The following is a 16505-nucleotide window of genomic DNA, read 5'->3' on the forward strand; positions in this document are numbered from 1 at the left end:
GCCAGCATTCAGCCCGGCCAGAGGTCGCCGAGGTCGGCCTGCCAGCCCGCGAACTCGCGCCGCAGCACGTCCTCCGGCACGCGGGCCAGATACGGCTGGGCGAGGTTGCGCAGCAGCACGAAGCGCACGCCCGCGCTGTCGGCTTTCTTGTCGCGGGCGATAAAGGGCGCCACGTCGCCAAAGGTGAGCGGCGGCAAGGGCTGGGGCCGCTGCCAGCGCAGAAAGGCGCGGGTGTGACGGGTCAGGTCCGCGCCGCCGAGCGCGTGGCTAAGGCGGGCGGCGTAGTGCATCCCGTAGGCCACCGCCTCGCCGTGGGGGATAGCCTGATGGGTGACGGCTTCAAGGGCGTGCGCCAGCGTGTGCCCGAAGTTGAGGTAGGCCCGCTCGCCCTGCTCGGTCAGGTCGCGGGTGACGACCCCAGCCTTGACGGCGATGGCGTCGGCCAGGGTGTCTTCGAGCAGGGCGCCACCCGGACGAAACTCCGGCGACGCCACCCGTTCCAGCAGCGACGGGTCGGCAATCAGGCCGTGCTTGAAGGCTTCGGCGGCCCCTTCGCGGAACACGGCCTCCGGGAGCGTGGTCAGCGCATCGGTGTCGCACCACACGGCGCGGGGCGGCCAGAAGGCGCCGACGAGGTTCTTGCCCTCGGGCAGGTTGACCCCGGTTTTGCCGCCCACCGCCGCGTCCACCATGCCGAGCAGCGTGGTCGGCGCGGTGTAGAAGGCCACGCCGCGCAGGTAACTCGCGGCGACGAAGCCCGCGAGGTCGGTCGCCGCGCCGCCGCCCAGTCCCACCACCGCGCCGCTGCGGGGCAGGCCCGCCCGCGCGAGCTGCGAGAGCACGTCCGCGAACACCTCGAGCGTCTTGCACTCGTCACGGGCGGGAACCTCGACGGTCAGCAGGGGCCGAAGGCTCGCCTGCGCCCGCTCCACCCAAACGGCGGGCAGGTCGGCGGGGTGAATCAGGGCGACGGGCGTTTCAGACACCGTCAGGCGCGAGAGCAGGCCGGGGCCGACCTGGGCCACGTAGGGGGAGGCGCCACCGACCTCAATCCGCCGCACGGTCGAACTCCGGTGACAGCTGCGCCCACGCGGTTTGCGCGTCCCGCCAGGCCCACAGGCGTTCGATGACCTCCTCCACGATTTCCTCGGAGGGGCGCCCGTCGCTGTGGACGTGGATGGTGCCCTGGCGGTACACGCTCTCGCGCTCGTCCATCAAGCTCCGGATGCGCGACAGGGGGTCTTCGACCTTGAGCAGCGGCCGGTCGCTGTGCTTGGTGCGCTGGTAGACGGTTTCGGGGGTGGCCCACAGCACGACCACCGGGCCGCGAGAGAGCAGCAGGCGGCGGTTTTCCTCGTGGATAAAGGTGCCCCCGCCGAGGCTGATGACGGCGTGCTCGAGCCGGGTCACGCGCTCGACCACCTCGCGCTCACAGGCGCGGAAATAACCTTCGCCTTCCTGCGCGAACACCTCGGGGATGCTCTTGCCGACCACCCGCGTGATCAGCTTGTCGGTGTCCACGAAATGCAGCGCCAGCGCCCGCGAAAGCTCCCAGCCGATGCGGCTTTTGCCAGTGCCCATAAAGCCTGCCAGCGCCACCCAGTTGGCAGGGCGTTCGATCAGGCCGGACGGAAACATAACAGGCAGTCTACCCTCATCCCCCCGCAGCGGGGTGCCTGCCTCACTCTCCGGGGGCCGGGGCGGAGCCGCCAGCACCTCGTCCAGCGCGTGCTGCACGCGCGCCGAAAGCTCAGAAAAGGTCAAGGCGCCCTCAGTATTCGGCCGCGTAGGTCCGCGCCGCCGCGAGGCGCTCCTGAAGCTCGGGCAGGGTGTCGCCGCCGAATTTCTCGGTGATCGCCTCGGCCAGTACCCAGCCGATCACGCACTGCAAGATGACCCCGGCGGCGGGCACGGCGGTGGTGTCGCTGCGCTCGCGGGCCGCGTCGGACGCCTCGTGGGTGACCACGTTGACAGTCGGCAGCGGCTTCATCAGCGTGGCGATGGGCTTCATGGCGACCCGCACGATCAGTTCCTCGCCGTTCGTCATCCCCGCTTCCAGGCCGCCCGCGCCGTTGGTGTCACGGGTATAGGTGCCGCCCCGGTAGTGAATGGCGTCGTGGACGTTGCTGCCGGGTTTGACGGCGTTCTCGAAGGCCCGCCCGATTTCGACGCCCTTCATCGCCTGCACGCTCAGGCACGCCTGCGCAATCTTGCCGTCGAGCTTGCGGTCCCAGTGGACGAAGCTGCCCAGCCCCACCGGCAGGCCCCGGAACCGCACTTCGAGGATGCCGCCCAGCGTGTCGCCGTCCTTCTTGGCCTGGTCGATGCGCTCCCGCATCTGCGCGGCGGCGTCGGCGTCGGGGGTACGCAGGTCCGACTCCTCGATGGCGGCCAGCCCGTCCCAGGAAAAGGCCTGCCGCGTTTCTATTCCGGCGAGGCTGGAGACATAGTTGGCCCCCTCGATGCCGAGTTCCGCGAGCAGCTTGAGGGCGACGCTGCCCACCGCCACCCGCGCCGCCGTCTCTCTGGCCGAGGCCCGTTCGAGCACGTCGCGCAGGTCCTTGTGGCGGTACTTGATGCCGCCGGTCAGGTCGGCGTGCCCGGGGCGGGCGTCGGTCAGCGCCTTCTTGCGCGGCTCGCCCCCCGGCTCGGGCGACATGATTTCGACCCAGTTGCGGTGGTCCCTGTTCTGAATGGCGAGGGTGACGGGTGCCCCGGTGGTGCGCCCGGCCCGCACGCCGGAGAGAATCTCGGCCTCGTCGGTTTCGATGACCATGCGCCGCCCGCGCCCGTAGCCGCCCTGCCGCTTTCTGAGCCAGGGGTCGATGTCGCCCTTGCCCAGCGGCAACTGCGCGGGCAGCCCCTCGATGATGGCCGTCAGCTGTGGCCCGTGCGATTCTCCGGCGGTCAGGTACCTCATGGGGCGACTGTAGCGGGATTGCCCCCCCCGGCGCGGCGGCTTGAGCAAACAGGCCCCCCGCGAACACCAAGAGCGGCGCCCCTCCGAAGAAAGGCGCCGCGATGACAGGAACGTTCTTTGACGGCTGTTCCTTGTGACTTGGTTACTTGACGACCGTGCCGGTGATGATGACGAGCAGTTGAGACTGCGTCTTCTCGTTGCGCTTTTCCCCGAAGGCCGCGCCGATGCCCGGCAGGCTGCTCAGGAAAGGCACGCCGCTGCTGCTGCTCGTCTCGGTGCTGCCGAGCAGGCCGCTCATCAGGACCGTCTGACCGTTTCTGAAGGTGATGGTGCTCTGCGCTTCACTGTTGGTGAAGTCGATCAGGTTGGGCAGGCTGTCAGCGGTGATAGGCGTGGCGGGCTGGTTGACCTGACCGCGAACGCGCAGGGTGATGGTGCCGTCGGGCGCCACCTGCGGGCTGAAAAAGTCGAGGTTGAGGCCGTAATCGATCTGCCGGACGATGTTGCCCGCTGCCGAAGGAATGTTGATTTCCAGTCGCCCACCGCTCTTGACGCTCGCCGCCGCGCTGCTCGACGCGTTCTGGGCGCCGCCCGTGGCACTCAGCGACCGCTGGCCGCTCTGCATGGTCACGTTGCCGTCGTACACGCGCCGGGTCAGGCCCTGGGTTTCGAGCGCCGTGAGGGTCGGGAAGATGTTGAAGCCCAGGAAACTCTGGGTGGGGTTGAAGGTGGCGGCCAGTCCGGTGCCGCCGGTCACCGCCACGTTGAAGCCGCCGAAGGTCGCCCGCCAGTTCAGGCCCAGCGATTGCAGCGCCCGTTCGTTGACCTCCTGAATGCGCACCTGCACGTTGATCTGCGGCACCACCTGGTCGAGTTGCGGAATCAGTTCTGCGATCTGCGCCACCTGCTCCGCCGTGCCGCGCACGATGAGCTTATTGGTGCGGATATCGGCAATGATCGTGGGCGCATCCTGGCTGAGCAGACCTTCTTGAGCAGGCGTGGAAACCGTCTTGCTGACAGTCTGCTGCTGAGCTTGAGCATTTGTAGATGCACTTGGCGTAGGAATGGCCGGTTGAGAAGTTTGATCAGTTACGGTGGTGCTTCGGGAGGTCACTTGCTCGGTGATCCGTGTCTCAGCCTGACCCAGCAACACTGCTTTCACCTCTTCAGCACTGGCATTGACAAGTTGAAAGACACGCTGAACATTCTGGGGCGCAGTGACCGGGGCCGGGCGGTCCACCTGCTCCAGCAGGGCCAGCGCGGTATCGAGCTGGGCCTGGGCGCCGTTGAGCACCAGCTGGCCGGTCTGTCCCACGGGGGTCACGCGCAGGGTGGGGTACTGGGCCGCCAGCAGCGCCGTGATGTCGGCGGTCTGGCCGCGCACGCTGTACACGCGCTGCACCGGACGAACGGCCTGGTTCTGGGCCTGCTCCCCAGCGGCCGTCTGACCGGCGGCCTGGTCGAGTTGCCCGAGCAGTCGGGTGACTTCCGCCACTTCCTTGTTGGTGCCGCGCACGATCACCGCGTTGTTGCGGGTGTCCGCGATGATTCGCATGGTCTTGGAATCGAGTTCGACATCGATCAGGGTGCGCGTCACACCCACCGTCTGCCCGGCCTCGTTCTGCCGGGGCGACTCGGTGTACTTGGGGGTGCCGAAAAACAGCTTGGCCTGGGTGGCCGCTTCGGTGGCCTCCGCGCTCTTGAGCGTCACGATGCGCTGAATCGGGGTGTTGCCTACCCGCAACACCGGCTGGCTTCCGAGCTGCACGACCTCGTAGCTCAGGCCGTACACGTCCATCAGCAGCGGCCAGACCTGATTGAACGGCTGAGCGCGGAACGAGTAGGACACCGGGCGGCCCGCCGGGGCGAGGGGCTGGTCGGCCGTGGCCGCCGACGAGTTGGCCGCGGCCGACAGGTCGAGGTTGGTGTCGAGGATCAGGCCGTACCCCGCGGACCGGGCCAGCGCGGCCAGCAGGCTGGAAAGCGGCCCGGCGTAGCTGCCGGTTTCGACGCTGACACTGGCCGCACTCAACTGCGGGTCAGTGGCGGCGACCTGCGAGACGGGAAGCGCGGCGCTGCCGGTCTGCGGCGCGGGCGCCTGGGCAGGAGCAGCGTTCTGAGCGGTGGCCATGCCCAGCACGGCGGTCAGGAAAAGGGCGTGTCGTTTATTCATGGCTCACCTTTGTTCGAGTTTCAGAGATTTGACCGTGTCACCAAAGGACAGAGTCACGGCGTCGGTGTCGACGTTCTGCAAGACGACAGGGGTCGCGTTTTCGCCGCCCAGACCGGGAATGGTCTGACCCTGCTCGACCACGACGAAGCCCTGCGGCGTGCGGAAGACCGCCGTGTTCGTCGGCCCGAGCACCACCGAGCTGAGGGCCACCTGACCCTGCGCGAGCAGGCGGTCGAGCGCGGTGCCTGCGCCCGTGCCAGTGGTGCCCGTGCCAGTGGTGCCCGTGCCAGCAGCACCAGTTCCTGCCGCGCTGCCTGCCGGGGCCACTTCACCGCTCACGACGGTGATCAGGGGCGGCGTGGCTGCCGGGGCCGACGCATCGTCGCTGTCCTGGCCTGCCGGGGCCGCCGCCGGGTTGCCGGAAGCCGCGTTTCCGGAAGCGGACGCTGCGGCATTCTGGACCACCAGGTCAGGAACGACGTTCGACTGGGGCACCCGCGCCGCCACGACCGGGGGAGGCGTGGGCACCGGGGCCGCTGCCGGGGTTCCCGTGTCTCTCCCACTGGTGTCCCTACCGCCGGTGTCCGTGCCGCTGATCACGCGGGGCGGCTGACCGCTGACGGTGGCCGGGGGGCGCACGACGACGGTGGTGCCGCTGGCGTTCCCCGGCTTGGCGTTGGTGCGGGCGGACGTCGTCGCCGGAGTCCGGGTGCCTGCGGCAGGCGACGCCGCGATCACGCGGGGCGGCTTGGCCTGTCCAGCGTTCGTGCGTGCGGTGCCCGCCTGTTTGCTGGAGGTTCCACCGTTGCCTGCGGGGGCCGCAGTTCGGGAGGCGGCCGAACCTGTCCCGGTGGCTGCGGGCGGACGCACCACGACCACACCCGGGGTGCGGGCGGCCTGTCCACCCTGGGCCGCCGTGCCGGAAGCTCCCGTGTTCCGGCCCGCCGCCGTCTGACCCGCCGCCGTCTGACCCGCTGCCTGGGCTGCCGCAGACCGGGCCGGGGCAGCGACCACAGCCGGTGCGCGGCTGCCTGCGCCGCCGACCTCGGCCGGGGTGACTGGAATGACCGGAGTGGGTAGGGCGCCCTGATCGAGCTGCGAGGTGTAGTCCAGCACGCCGCCCTGACCGCCGACGCTGCTTCCTGCGGGGCCGGTCAGCACCACCGGAGCCGGAACCGAGCCGCCCACGCGACCCTGTCCGGCCTGCCCCTGGGCCTCGGGCGCCTGGGTTCCAGAAGTCCGGGTTTCAGGAGTCCGTGCTTCAGGAGTTTGCACTTCAGGAGTCTGGGTTTCCACCGAACCGGCCAGGGTGTCCCCGCCAGCAGAGCCGTTGGGACGTGCGCCCGACCCAGCCACGAGGGTGCCGAAGGGGTCGGCGCCGCTGATCGTCTTGAGGGGCCGGTCGGGGTTGATGCCGCTGGGCACCGGCACCGGCTGAGCCAGGCCGTCGCCTTCGAGCGGGGGGAGGGTCGCCACCAGATTCTCGTCGGTGGCGTCGGTGTCGGTGGCGTCCGTGTCTGTGCCGGCCTGCGAACTGCTCCCGGAGGTGCGGCCCGACCCGTCGGCTTGACGGTCCCCGTCCGGAGTGGTCCCCGAGCCGGTGGAGGTGTCGCCCGTCCCGCCCGTCTGAGCCGCATCGGTGCTGGACGTCGTGGTGGTGGTCGTAGACGTGGTGACCGTGTTCGTACCAGTGACTGTGTTCGTACCAGTGACTGTGTTCGTATCGGTAACTGTGTCCGTACCAGGCACGGACGCGGGGCCGTTCACGGCAACCGGGTCGGTGACGGCGGTCTGTTCCTCGGGCTGGCCGGTCAGAACGAACCAGCCGCCGATCAGGGCCACCATGCCCAGCACCACCAGCACCATCTTGACCTCACGCGAAAACTGGAGGTTCAGCGGTGACCTGACCTGTGACACGCTGGTCGTGTCGGTATAGGTCTGGGTCTGGGTTTGATCTTCAGTAGGAAAAGGGCTCATGGTTGCGTGCCTCCAGCGGCCGGTTCGGCGGGAGCGGCGGGCGCAGCGGCGGGCGGCGTGCCCCCAGGAACCGTGCCCGCTGCTGCCGGGGCGCCTGCGGCCTGCGCCGCATCGAAGGTGTAGACCGTCAGACCGAGGGTGCTGCTCAGCAGTCCGCCCGTACCGGTGCCCCTGCCTGCCGCCGCGACCGACTGCAGGCTCACGTTGTCCACGGTGGTGAAGCGGCCCTGCAATTCCAGGCTCCGCAGAATCTGAAACAGTTGTGGGAATTTGCCGTCGACCGTCAGGGTCATCCCGATAGGCCGCACGCCCGCAGGAAGGTTGGCGGCTGCGGCGCCGCTGCCCCCGAACGACAGGGTCTTGAGGTCGCCCCCGGCGGCGCTGACGGTCTGCCGCAGGTTGGCGACCACCTGACCGAAGTTGGCGGTGGGCGGCAGCGCCTGCAGGAACTTGTCACGCTCGACTTCGAGCCGGGCCACCTCGGCGGTGAGGACGGGCACCCGCGCCGCCTTGGCCTGATCGGCGGCCAGGGTCGTTTCCTTGCCGGTGATTTCGTCGTTGAGGGCCATGATCTCAAGCTGCCTGGGCTGGATCGCCAGGGTGTAGAAGAGGTAGCCCAGCACCAGCGACGCGGTCAGTGCCAGCGCGAAAATGTACTGCGGAGCGAGTTTGATCGCGTTCACTGGGTGCCTCCCTCGGCCGGTGCGGCGGGCGCCGCCGGAGCCGTGGGCGCGGCCCCGGGAACCGGCGCAGGCGTCGCGGCCCCTCCGGAAGCGGCGCTGGGCTGGTCCCCCACCACCCCGATGGCCGCGGTGAAGGTGTAGATGCCGTTGGCGTCGTCACGTTGCAGGCCCTTGAAATCGACGCCGAAATTGCCGTCGGTTTCGAAGGCGTTCAGGAAGGTCACGATCGCTTCCTGACTGCGGGCGCTGCCGGACAGGTCGAGTTGCCGCGATACGGCCTTGCCCGCGTAGGCGGGATTGGCCCCGCTGCCGGGCGCCACGGTGGTCATGTTGACGCTGCTGAACACCACGTTGCCGGGCACACGCTCGACGAAGGAAGCGAGGTCGTTGGACCAGTAGGTTTTCTGGTCCCGCAGTTGCAGCGCCACCTGGGTGACCCGCTCCAGTTCGCCCTGGGTGGCAGTCAGCTCGTTGAACCGCGCCTTTTGCGGGGCCACCGCGTCGATCTGCTGCTGCAGCGCCGCCGAGCGCGCGCGCAACTGGCTGGTGTCGCCCGACACCGCCAGGTACCAGCCGCCGAGCACCGCCGCCGTCAGGCCAGCCACCGCCCAGGACGCGTATTTCCAGACGCTGGGCTGTGACTGCTTGCGGTACTCCTTGGGCAACAGGTTGATTTCAACCACGGCCCATCACCCCCCGCAGCGCCAGTCCCAGCGGCACGGTGAATTCGGGGGCGTTGGTCTGAAGGTAGCCGGTGTCCACGCCCGCCTGATCGGTCTGCACGGTCAGCCACGGGGAGGCGACTTCCACCCGGAACCCCAGCGCGTCCCCGATGGCGGCGGCCAGGCCACGCAGCTTGGCGCCACCCCCGGCGAGGAAGGTCCGGTCGATCACCACGTCGCCGCTCTGGACGCGGTAGAACTCCAGCGAGCGGCGAATTTCGGTGATCAGGTCTCCCAGCACGGGCCGGACCACCTCGAACACGCGGGCCGGGCTGTACTGCTCACGGCTCAGGTCGAAGTTGAGCAGGTCTTCCTCGTCCTCGGTGGGGGTGGTGGCGGTGGCGTAGCCGAGCTTGACGTCTTCGGCAGCGGCGAAGTCCAGGTCGAAGGACTTTTGCAGCGCGGTGGTGAAGTCGTCGGCCGACACGTTGATGTTGCGGGTCATCAGGATGCGGTCGCCGCGCACGAGGTTGATCACCGAGCTGCTCGCGCCGATTTCCATCACCAGCGCGACCTCGCCGGCCTCGGTGTAGTTGGTGCCGGTCAGGGTGCTTTTGGTCAGGTGCTCGCCCAGCAGGTTGCCGCGCAGGGCACGCAGCGCCGCGAAGCTCTTGAGGTCCACCACGGTGGGTTCCAGCCCGGCGAGGCGCAACACCTCTATCTGGCGGTGGACCGCCTCGGTGGGCGCCGCCGCGATCACGACTTCCATCTGACCGTCCTCGGGGATGGACGCCGGGTCGTCGAGCAGGTCGAAGTCGAGCGTGACCTCGTCGATGGGGTAGGGAATATAGCGCTCGGCTTCCCAGCGGATGGCGCTTTGCAGGTCCTTGCGGTCCATGCGCGGCACCATGATGTTGCGGGTCACGGCGACCTGGTTGGGAACGGCGGTCACGGCGTGGCGGGTGGTGATGCGGTGCTCGGCCAGCAGGCTCCTGAGTTCGTTCGCCACCGCCTGGGGTTCGACGACCAGACCGTCACGCATGCTGCCGATGGGGGTGGGAACCATCACCGCGTGTTGCAGGGAAGGGGGCGCCCCCGCCTTGAGGGCCACCACCTTGATGGTGCTGGTGCCGATCTCCACGCCGATGGCGGCGGAACGACTGCGAAAACGGTTAATGAGGCTCGTCATGCTCCCTCCAGAGTCCGGCGAATTTTAGCATTCACTCATCTACCCGGGCCGGGCCCCCCGGCAACGATGCGGGGGCCTGGGCCACGCTCCGGAAACGGGCAGAAGCTGCTGCGGGAATAAGCCGGCGAGTGAGGGCAAGGGCGGACATACCGCTGCCCATGGAACCATCCCCCCGCTTACGGAACTCTGACACCCCCAGCCCTGCCGGAGCGCGTCGGTGAGCCGCTCGTTGGCCCCTCGCAAGCTACGGACAGGGCACCGAAACCCGGCGTCCCAGGCTCAGTTCAGCTGCGCGAGTTGCGGAGTGAACCGCCGCACCCGGCCCGCCGCGTCCACCGTGACCACCTCGCCGCGTACCAGCCCCACCTGCCCCGGCCCATGCGGCACGCGGGCGACCACCTGCCCAGCGCTGAAGCGTTCCAGGGTGCTGCCGGTCAGGCGGTAAAGGCTCAGGCCGTCACTGGCAGTGGGCAGGGCGGCACTGGCGGCCCCGCTGGGGGTGGCATACAGGAAAGGCTGCGCCGCCCGGTCAAGGACTGCCCCATCGTCCACCCGGCGCAGTTCGCGGCCCAGGACCACGTAATCGCGCCCGTCGCCCCCGGTCACGGCGGCCAGCGGCGCTCCGGCCACGCCACGACCCGCTTCGCCGCTGTAGGTCAGGGCGCTGCCGTCCTCGCGGTAGATGCGGGTGCTACTCAGCAGGACCACCGCGCCCACATTCAGGCTGCGCGGCGCCCGGTCGAGCGTGACCACCAGCCCCGGCCCCGGCAGCGCGGCCCAGGCGTCGGCTCCCTGCCCACCGCTCTGCTGCCAGCCCACATCGGAGGCGGGGGCGAGGCGCGGGCAACTCGGCTGAAAGCTCGGCACGCGGGCCACGCACGCCCGGCCCCCACTGACCCACGCCACCCCATCGTCGCTGAAGGCCGCGCGGACCCCGCCAGTGGCGGAGGCAGTGCTTCCCGCCTCACTTCCCCGCCCGGCAGACGGCGCGGGAGCACAGGCGAGGAGCGAGGCCCCCAGCAAGGCCAGCACGGGAAGGCGAAGCAAGCGGCGCGGTGTGGTCCAGCGGGGCGGGAGGGGCATGGTCCGATTGTGCCGGGTCCGGGTGAGCGGCAGGTCAGCGGTCGCGCTTATCGAGCAGTGCCTCCACCACCACGTCCAGCCCCACGCCCGTCACCGCGCGCTGCTCTGGGGTCAGGGAAATGCCCCGGCTCGCCTTGACGAGCACGATGTCGCCGTCACGGACCTCATTCAGCAGGTCGGCGAGCAGCTCAGGCACGGTGGTGAAGGCGCGCTCGCCCAGCTCCGGCGCGAACTCGCCCACCCCATAGGTCAGGTCGGCCTGCTCGCGGGCATAGCTGCCGACTTCGGCGTGCAACTCGCGCTCGGTGGGGCCGAGTTCCAGCATCCGGCCCAGCACGCTGATGCGGCGGCCTGCCTCGCCCTCCAGCTTCAGCGCGTGCAGGGCATCGAGCGCGGCGCGCACCGCCACCGGAGACGCGTTGTAGGCGTCGTCGATGACGGTAAACCGGCCCGGATGCAGCCGGTAGCGTCCGCCGGGTACCTCTACCGCGCTCATTCTTACGGCGGCGTCGGCCAGCGCGATGCCGGCTTCGCGGGCGAGGACCATGCCCAGCACGGCGGCCTCGGCCTGCACCCGCGAGGCGAGCGGCAAAATCACGCCCATGCCGCCGAAGCGAAAGCGGGCGGCCTGCGGCGAGAGTTCCAGCCCCTCGCCCCGGAACGTCACGTCGCCGAAGCCGTAGCTGTCCACGTGGGGAAACTGGGCCTTGGGGAAAAAGGCGGCGGCCTGCGAGCCGACGAGCGCCCGCCGCGCCGTCAGAATCTGACCCTTTTCGCGGGCGATGGTCTCCACCGTGCCGAACTGCTCCAGATGCGCCGGGCCGATGGTCGTGACCACGCCCACATCGGGCCGCACGAGGTCCATCAGTTCGGCCATTTCGCCGATGTGGTCGATGCCCATCTCCACCACCAAAGGCTTCTGGCTCGCGCCGTACTGCACCAGAAAACAGGCGATGGCGGGCATGGTGTTGAACACCGGCATGAAGTGGGCGTCCAGGGCCGCCGCCGCGTAACTCTTGGCGGTCGTCTTGCCCGCGCTGCCGGTGATGCCCACCACCAGCGGGTTTTTGGCCCGTTCACTCCGCGCCCAGGCGAACAGGGCCCCGCGCGCATCATCCACCCGCACGGCGCGGGGCACGTCGAGGTCGGTCAGGACGAAAGGCGCCCCCGCCGCGAGCGCCCGCTCGACGAACCTGTTGCCGTGCATCTTCTCGCCGGGCAGCGCGACGAACGCCGTGTTCGGCCCCGCCTCGCGCGAGTCCCAGGTCAGCCGCCGCGCCGGGCGGGCCTGGGGGTGAATCTGAGCGGCAAAAGGAACAGAGCGGGGGTCAAGCATGAGGCGAGGCTAGCAGGAACACGCCGGTCAGCCGGGCCGCGCGGCCCACGGCGTTACCGTTCCTACCACTGCCCGCTGAACGTTGCCCCGCACCGCGTCCCAGACCCCCGCCGAGATTTCCGCGTTCGTCAGCCAGCGTGAGTGTTCGCCTTCCCGCACGAAGCCCAGCACCACGTCGCGCGCATCGCTGCCCAGCGCGGCGAAACGGGCCCGCCGTCCGTCGTCGGGTCTGAACGGGTCGGCCACCGCGCTGCCCAGGACGTGAAAAAACGGCCCTTGTACCGCTTCGGCCACCACGAAAGGCGCGTCCGGCGCCGCAGAGTGAATCCAGACCACCGCCCGGTCAAACGGCGCGGCGGAGGCCAGGGCCGCGCGCAAGGCCGCTGCGTCGCGGTAGTCCGCCAGCAGGGGATGCAGGCGCGAATGTGTGAGCGCCGGGGCGTGGCGGGCCAGCGTCCACACCTCGTCGCCCGCCGCGAGCAACTCGCGCACCAGCCCCAGCAGCATGCCGGTGCCGCCGACCACCAGCGTTTTCATGGCTCACGCACCACAGCCAGTGCGCCGGGAGTGGTCAGCACCGCGTACTTGCCACTGCGGAAGGTCGGCCCGAAGCCGCGCCAGGAAAGCTGCGCCGCGTAGAGGGGCTTTTTTCTGGCGGCGTCGTAGGCGAGAAACTCACCATTCACCCGCCCGACATACAGCACGCTCCCCAGGGCGTCCAACCGCGAGACCGGCCCCGCTCCCGGCAGGGTCAAGCCCGTCCCGGTCGGCATATCCACCCCGTTGTAGTTGATAGGCGCGCGGCCCGTGGTTGGAATCAAGCGCACTTCTCCCATGCGGCTTTCAAACACCAACAGTTCTCCCACTGGCCCCAGGCGAAAGCGACCGTCGTCTGGCACGGCGAAGGTGCGGGCGGGTAGCAGCGGCGCGGAAGGCGTTTTTGCAGCCAGCGCCGGGTCATTCGCCCAGAACTGCCGCAGCCGCGTGCCGCACTGGTCATTGACATAAATGTGCGGCGGGGCAGAGAAGGTTTCGGACGTGCGGCGCTCCAGGGTGCCTCTGCCAGGGCAGCGGAAATCGGCAGCCAGCTTCAAGACCTGTTCAGTGACGCCGGAACGCAGGTTCACCCAGGTCAGGACTGCGTTGTCGCTCCCTGAGAGGAAGCTCGCGTCGGCCATCAGGACCGCCTTGCCGCGCACGCCCAGCGGCCCCGTCGTGCCGCCGAGGCGGTAGAGCTGTTTGCCCGTCGCCGCGTCAAAGGCGTAGGTGGCCGGAAAATGCGGCTCGCCCTGGTAAGCGTCCCAGAACACCACGCTCCCTGATCCTGTGTCGCCCAGAACCGTCCGGAAGCCCGTCATTTCGTGCTCTTTAAAGGCCCAGCGCGTCTGACCCGTCGCGGCGCTCAGGGCTATGCCGCCGTGTTCCGTCGTCGCGTACAGCACGCCGCCCGACTCGCCCACATCGCGCACCGTGCCGCCCAGGTCGCGGGTCCACAGGCGCCGCCCGTCGCTGAGCCGGTAAGCGCTCAGAATCTGGCCCGATGTGAGAAAGACAGCGTTTTTGTCGGCCAGTCCCAGGTTTCCCGGCTGCCGCAGCGTCCACCGCATGTGGCCCGTCGCCACGTCGCGGGCTTGCAACGCCCCGCCCACCTTCACCAGCACGCGGTTTTCAGCGAGCAGCACGGCCCTGTCGCCGTACTCGGCCTTATCTACCGTCAACGTCCAGAGAGGGCGAACCACCTTGACGTTCGGCACGCCAGCGCCGTACACCGGCCCCTGATAGCTCGTAGGTGGGGCCGCCTGGGCCGGAGCCAGGGCAGCCAGCAACGCCAAGGGCAGCATTATTCGCCGGAACTTCGACATGAGGTCAGGGTAACGGACGGCGGGCAGCGGCACGTCCGACTTTTGGTGGAGCCTCGAAGCCAAGTACCGACCCAAAGAATAAGGGCCAGAGCGCATGGCCCCGGCCTCTCTCCTCCCAAACCTCAAATAAGGGTCAATTCGCTGCCGCCTTCCAGATGGCTCAGGTGCTCGGGCAGGTTGCCGGGCCGGTCCATCACGATCTGCTCAGCCTTGTACGACGAGCGCACCAGCGGACCGGAGACGACTTCCAGGAAACCAAGTTGCATGCCTTCTTCGCGGATTTCGTCGAACTCGGCGGGCGAAATGTAGCGTTCCACCGGTAGATGGTGCATGGTGGGGCGCAGGTACTGCCCGAAGGTGAGCACGTCCACCCCGGCGGCGCGGCAATCAGCCATCGCCTCGCGGATTTCCTCGCGGGTTTCGCCCAGGCCCAGCATGATGCTCGTCTTGGTAATCACGTCGGGGCGGGCCTGCTTGGCGTGGGCCAGCACGCTCAGGGTGCGGTCGTAGCTCGCGCGAATGTCGCGCACCGGGTGGGTCAGGCGCCGCACGGTTTCGAGGTTCTGGGCGTAGGTATCCACGCCGCTGTCCAGCACGAGGTCCACGCAGGCCGTGTTGCCGCCAAAGTCGGGCGTCAGTGCCTCCACGCGGGTCTGCGGATTGACCTCTTTGATGGCCTTCACCGTCTTGGCGAAGTGGTAGGCGCCGCCGTCGGGCAGGTCATCGCGGTCCACCGAGGTCAGCACCACGTACTTGAGGTCCATCAGCCGCACCGAGTCGGCCACGCTGCGCGGCTCGTCGAGGTCCAGTTTGCCCATCGGGTTGCCGGTGTCCACCGCGCAAAAGCGGCAGGCGCGGGTGCAGATGTGGCCCATCAGCATGAACGTCGCCGTCCCACGCGACCAGCACTCGCCGATGTTGGGGCACATCGCTTCCTCGCACACCGTATGCAGGCGGTGCTCCTTCACGATTTTGCGGACTTCGGTAAACACCTGCCCGGTGGGGATGGTGACTTTCAGCCACTCAGGTTTCTTCTCGCGCACCGGCACGCTGTCCTTGCGGTAGATGCCGTTTTTGATGAATTTAGGTTCCTTGGTGGACGGGTCTTGCTGGGTCATTTCGGTTTCCTCGGTTGGAAAGGGTCGCTGGAGGGTGACGGCTGGTCAAGGAGGCTAGGGAGAGGCCACAGAGAGCGCCTCCTGCCCGGCGGCCACCCCCGGAAGGCTCCAATCATAGTCGGCAAAGGTCAAGGCGAAAGCGTCGGTCAGCGCCTTTTTCGCCTGCTCCATGCTGACGCTGCCCAGACCGCGCAGGTCGTACTCACGCTGCACGCTGGTCATCTGGGTATCCGTCAGGCCGCAGGGCACGATCAGGTCGAAGTGGTCCAGATTGGTGCAGACGTTCAGGCCGATGCCGTGCAGCGCGACATTCTGCTTGATGGCCACGCCGATGGAGCAGATTTTCTGGTCGTAGGTCTTGCCGTTGATCTCGCGCGGGTCCACGTACACGCCCGCGTAGCCGGGATTGGGCCGGGCATCGGGCAGGCCGAGGGTGCCCAGCGCCGTCACCACTGCGTTTTCCAGCAGCCGCAGGAAGTCGCGCACCCGGCGCCCGACTGGAAAAATGGCGTAGGCGACGAGCTGGCCGGGGCCGTGGTAGGTGACGTCTCCGCCGCGCTCCACCGCGAACACGTCGATGCCCTGCGCAGCCAGATACTCGCGCGTGACCACGATGTTCTCGCCCTCCTGCGCCTTGCGCCCCAGCGTCAGCACGGCGGGGTGCTCCACCAGCAGCAGCGTGGGCCGCCCGCCCACCGCCACGCGGGCCAGTTCCTGCTTCTGCCGCGCCCACGCCTGCGGGTAGGGCAGCAGGCCGAGGTCAAGCACGTCGAAGGCCGCTTCTTTCACATCCCGGATTGTACGCCCCCCACCCGCCGCTTTATGGGGCTGCGGACGCCATTTCGGGACAGATTGACCAACCCGGTTGGTGGGTGAGGGTAGGCCGGGTGGCCGATGCCCAGGCCACCGCCAACCTTTACCCTGACCCATGCCACACCTCGTCCGTCCCTCCGAACAGTACAAAGACAGCTTCCTCGCCGCCGTACGCGAGGCGCAGGACACCGGCAGCGGCCTGGGCGAGACACTTGTATGGAAGCTGGACGACATCAGCGCCGACTTCGGCAAAGTCCTGCGCGACCTGACCCGCTACGAGCCGGGCAACGAGTTGCCGGAAGGCTTCGTCCACTCCGAATACCGCTGGCTGGTGGACGGTGACGAGTACCTAGGGCGCGTCTCCATTCGCTACACCCTCAACGACCGTCTGCGTGAGTTCGGCGGGCACATCGGCTACGAAATTCGGCCCTCAGCGCGGCGCAGAGGCTACGGCACCCTGATTCTGAAACTGGCGCTGGAGCGGGCGCGCGAACTGGGGATAGACCCGGTGCTGGTCACCTGCGATGTGGACAACTTCGGCTCACGCGGCGTCATTGAGGCGAACGGCGGCGTGCTGGAAGGCGAATTTGAGGTGCCTCAGTATCACGACCAGCCCATCCGGCGGTACTGGATTCGGCAGTCTTAGGCAGCCCAACAGCAAAAGGCCCCCTCCACAGCGGGCTTGTCAT

At 68.6% G+C, this 16505-nt stretch carries 15 protein-coding genes; 1 reads left to right on the forward strand and 14 read right to left on the reverse strand.

Annotated elements, in window-relative coordinates:
• Positions 1 to 8 precede the first annotated feature (8 nt).
• The 14 genes from aroB to lipB all read right to left on the reverse strand — a co-directional run bounded on the left by aroB (position 9) and on the right by lipB (position 15792).
• Positions 9 to 1061 carry a 3-dehydroquinate synthase gene (aroB, locus tag G6R31_RS08175; protein WP_017870525.1) on the reverse strand — a complete coding sequence of 351 codons (1053 nt, stop codon included), beginning with the start codon at positions 1059 to 1061 and terminating at the stop codon, positions 9 to 11.
• Positions 1048 to 1764 (reverse strand): shikimate kinase, encoded by a 717-nt coding sequence (locus tag G6R31_RS08180; protein WP_017870524.1) that lies wholly within the window; start codon positions 1762 to 1764, stop codon positions 1048 to 1050. The genes aroB and G6R31_RS08180 overlap by 14 nt, the downstream gene beginning before the upstream one ends.
• A gap of 7 nt (positions 1765 to 1771) precedes the next feature.
• Positions 1772 to 2920 carry a chorismate synthase gene (gene aroC, locus G6R31_RS08185; protein WP_017870523.1) on the reverse strand — a complete coding sequence of 383 codons (1149 nt, stop codon included), beginning with the start codon at positions 2918 to 2920 and terminating at the stop codon, positions 1772 to 1774.
• Positions 2921 to 3062: 142 nt separating this feature from the next.
• The gene (locus tag G6R31_RS08190; protein WP_017870522.1) at positions 3063 to 5093 is read right to left on the reverse strand and encodes a secretin N-terminal domain-containing protein; all 2031 of its coding nucleotides are present in this window, start codon (positions 5091 to 5093) and stop codon (positions 3063 to 3065) included.
• A 3-nt stretch (positions 5094 to 5096) separates the two neighbouring features.
• Positions 5097 to 7070, reverse strand: coding sequence for a hypothetical protein (locus tag G6R31_RS08195; protein ID WP_017870521.1), 1974 nt, complete (start codon positions 7068 to 7070; stop codon positions 5097 to 5099).
• On the reverse strand, positions 7067 to 7753 hold the full coding sequence (pilO, locus tag G6R31_RS08200) for a type 4a pilus biogenesis protein PilO (protein WP_017870520.1): 687 nt from the start codon (positions 7751 to 7753) through the stop codon (positions 7067 to 7069). The genes G6R31_RS08195 and pilO overlap by 4 nt, the downstream gene beginning before the upstream one ends.
• Complete coding sequence (locus tag G6R31_RS08205) at positions 7750 to 8436, reverse strand: hypothetical protein (RefSeq protein ID WP_017870519.1); 687 nt, start codon at positions 8434 to 8436, stop codon at positions 7750 to 7752. Before G6R31_RS08205 ends, pilO begins: the two co-directional genes overlap by 4 nt.
• Entirely contained in the window at positions 8429 to 9604 is a 1176-nt protein-coding gene (gene pilM / locus G6R31_RS08210) for a type IV pilus biogenesis protein PilM (protein WP_017870518.1), read from the reverse strand. The genes G6R31_RS08205 and pilM overlap by 8 nt, the downstream gene beginning before the upstream one ends.
• Positions 9605 to 9883: 279 nt before the next feature.
• Positions 9884 to 10687, reverse strand: coding sequence for a hypothetical protein (locus tag G6R31_RS08215; RefSeq protein ID WP_026138734.1), 804 nt, complete (start codon positions 10685 to 10687; stop codon positions 9884 to 9886).
• 34 nt (positions 10688 to 10721) lie between these two features.
• A complete protein-coding gene (murF, locus tag G6R31_RS08220) occupies positions 10722 to 12023 on the reverse strand; it encodes a UDP-N-acetylmuramoyl-tripeptide--D-alanyl-D-alanine ligase (RefSeq protein WP_017870516.1) in 1302 nt (433 codons plus the stop codon).
• A gap of 27 nt (positions 12024 to 12050) precedes the next feature.
• Positions 12051 to 12560, reverse strand: a complete 510-nt coding sequence (locus G6R31_RS08225; RefSeq protein ID WP_017870515.1) for a short-chain dehydrogenase — start codon at positions 12558 to 12560, stop codon at positions 12051 to 12053.
• Entirely contained in the window at positions 12557 to 13885 is a 1329-nt protein-coding gene (locus G6R31_RS08230) for an outer membrane protein assembly factor BamB (RefSeq protein ID WP_161617929.1), read from the reverse strand. The genes G6R31_RS08225 and G6R31_RS08230 overlap by 4 nt, the downstream gene beginning before the upstream one ends.
• Positions 13886 to 14007: 122 nt before the next feature.
• Complete coding sequence (gene lipA / locus G6R31_RS08235; protein WP_017870513.1) at positions 14008 to 15003, reverse strand: lipoyl synthase; 996 nt, start codon at positions 15001 to 15003, stop codon at positions 14008 to 14010.
• A 54-nt stretch (positions 15004 to 15057) separates the two neighbouring features.
• Complete coding sequence (gene lipB / locus G6R31_RS08240) at positions 15058 to 15792, reverse strand: lipoyl(octanoyl) transferase LipB (protein ID WP_017870512.1); 735 nt, start codon at positions 15790 to 15792, stop codon at positions 15058 to 15060.
• A gap of 139 nt (positions 15793 to 15931) precedes the next feature.
• Here lipB and G6R31_RS08245 point away from each other — a divergent pair, with 139 nt between their 5' ends.
• The gene (locus tag G6R31_RS08245) at positions 15932 to 16462 is read left to right on the forward strand and encodes a GNAT family N-acetyltransferase (RefSeq protein WP_017870511.1); all 531 of its coding nucleotides are present in this window, start codon (positions 15932 to 15934) and stop codon (positions 16460 to 16462) included.
• Positions 16463 to 16505: the final 43 nt, after the last annotated feature.

Origin of the sequence: Deinococcus wulumuqiensis R12, assembly GCF_011067105.1 — a bacterium.
Taxonomy (GTDB): domain Bacteria; phylum Deinococcota; class Deinococci; order Deinococcales; family Deinococcaceae; genus Deinococcus; species Deinococcus wulumuqiensis.

Bases quoted from the DNA above. Each gene is read 5' to 3' on its own strand.
- aroC (WP_017870523.1), bottom strand. From the start codon at position 2,920: ATGAGGTACCTGACCGCCGGAGAATCGCACGGGCCACAGCTGACGGCC.
- G6R31_RS08190 (WP_017870522.1), bottom strand. From the start codon at position 5,093: ATGAATAAACGACACGCCCTTTTCCTGACCGCCGTGCTGGGCATGGCC.
- G6R31_RS08195 (WP_017870521.1), bottom strand. From the start codon at position 7,070: ATGAGCCCTTTTCCTACTGAAGATCAAACCCAGACCCAGACCTATACC.
- pilM (WP_017870518.1), bottom strand. From the start codon at position 9,604: ATGACGAGCCTCATTAACCGTTTTCGCAGTCGTTCCGCCGCCATCGGC.
- G6R31_RS08215 (WP_026138734.1), bottom strand. From the start codon at position 10,687: ATGCCCCTCCCGCCCCGCTGGACCACACCGCGCCGCTTGCTTCGCCTT.
- murF (WP_017870516.1), bottom strand. From the start codon at position 12,023: ATGCTTGACCCCCGCTCTGTTCCTTTTGCCGCTCAGATTCACCCCCAG.
- G6R31_RS08225 (WP_017870515.1), bottom strand. From the start codon at position 12,560: ATGAAAACGCTGGTGGTCGGCGGCACCGGCATGCTGCTGGGGCTGGTG.
- G6R31_RS08230 (WP_161617929.1), bottom strand. From the start codon at position 13,885: ATGTCGAAGTTCCGGCGAATAATGCTGCCCTTGGCGTTGCTGGCTGCC.
- lipA (WP_017870513.1), bottom strand. From the start codon at position 15,003: ATGACCCAGCAAGACCCGTCCACCAAGGAACCTAAATTCATCAAAAAC.
- G6R31_RS08245 (WP_017870511.1), top strand. From the start codon at position 15,932: ATGCCACACCTCGTCCGTCCCTCCGAACAGTACAAAGACAGCTTCCTC.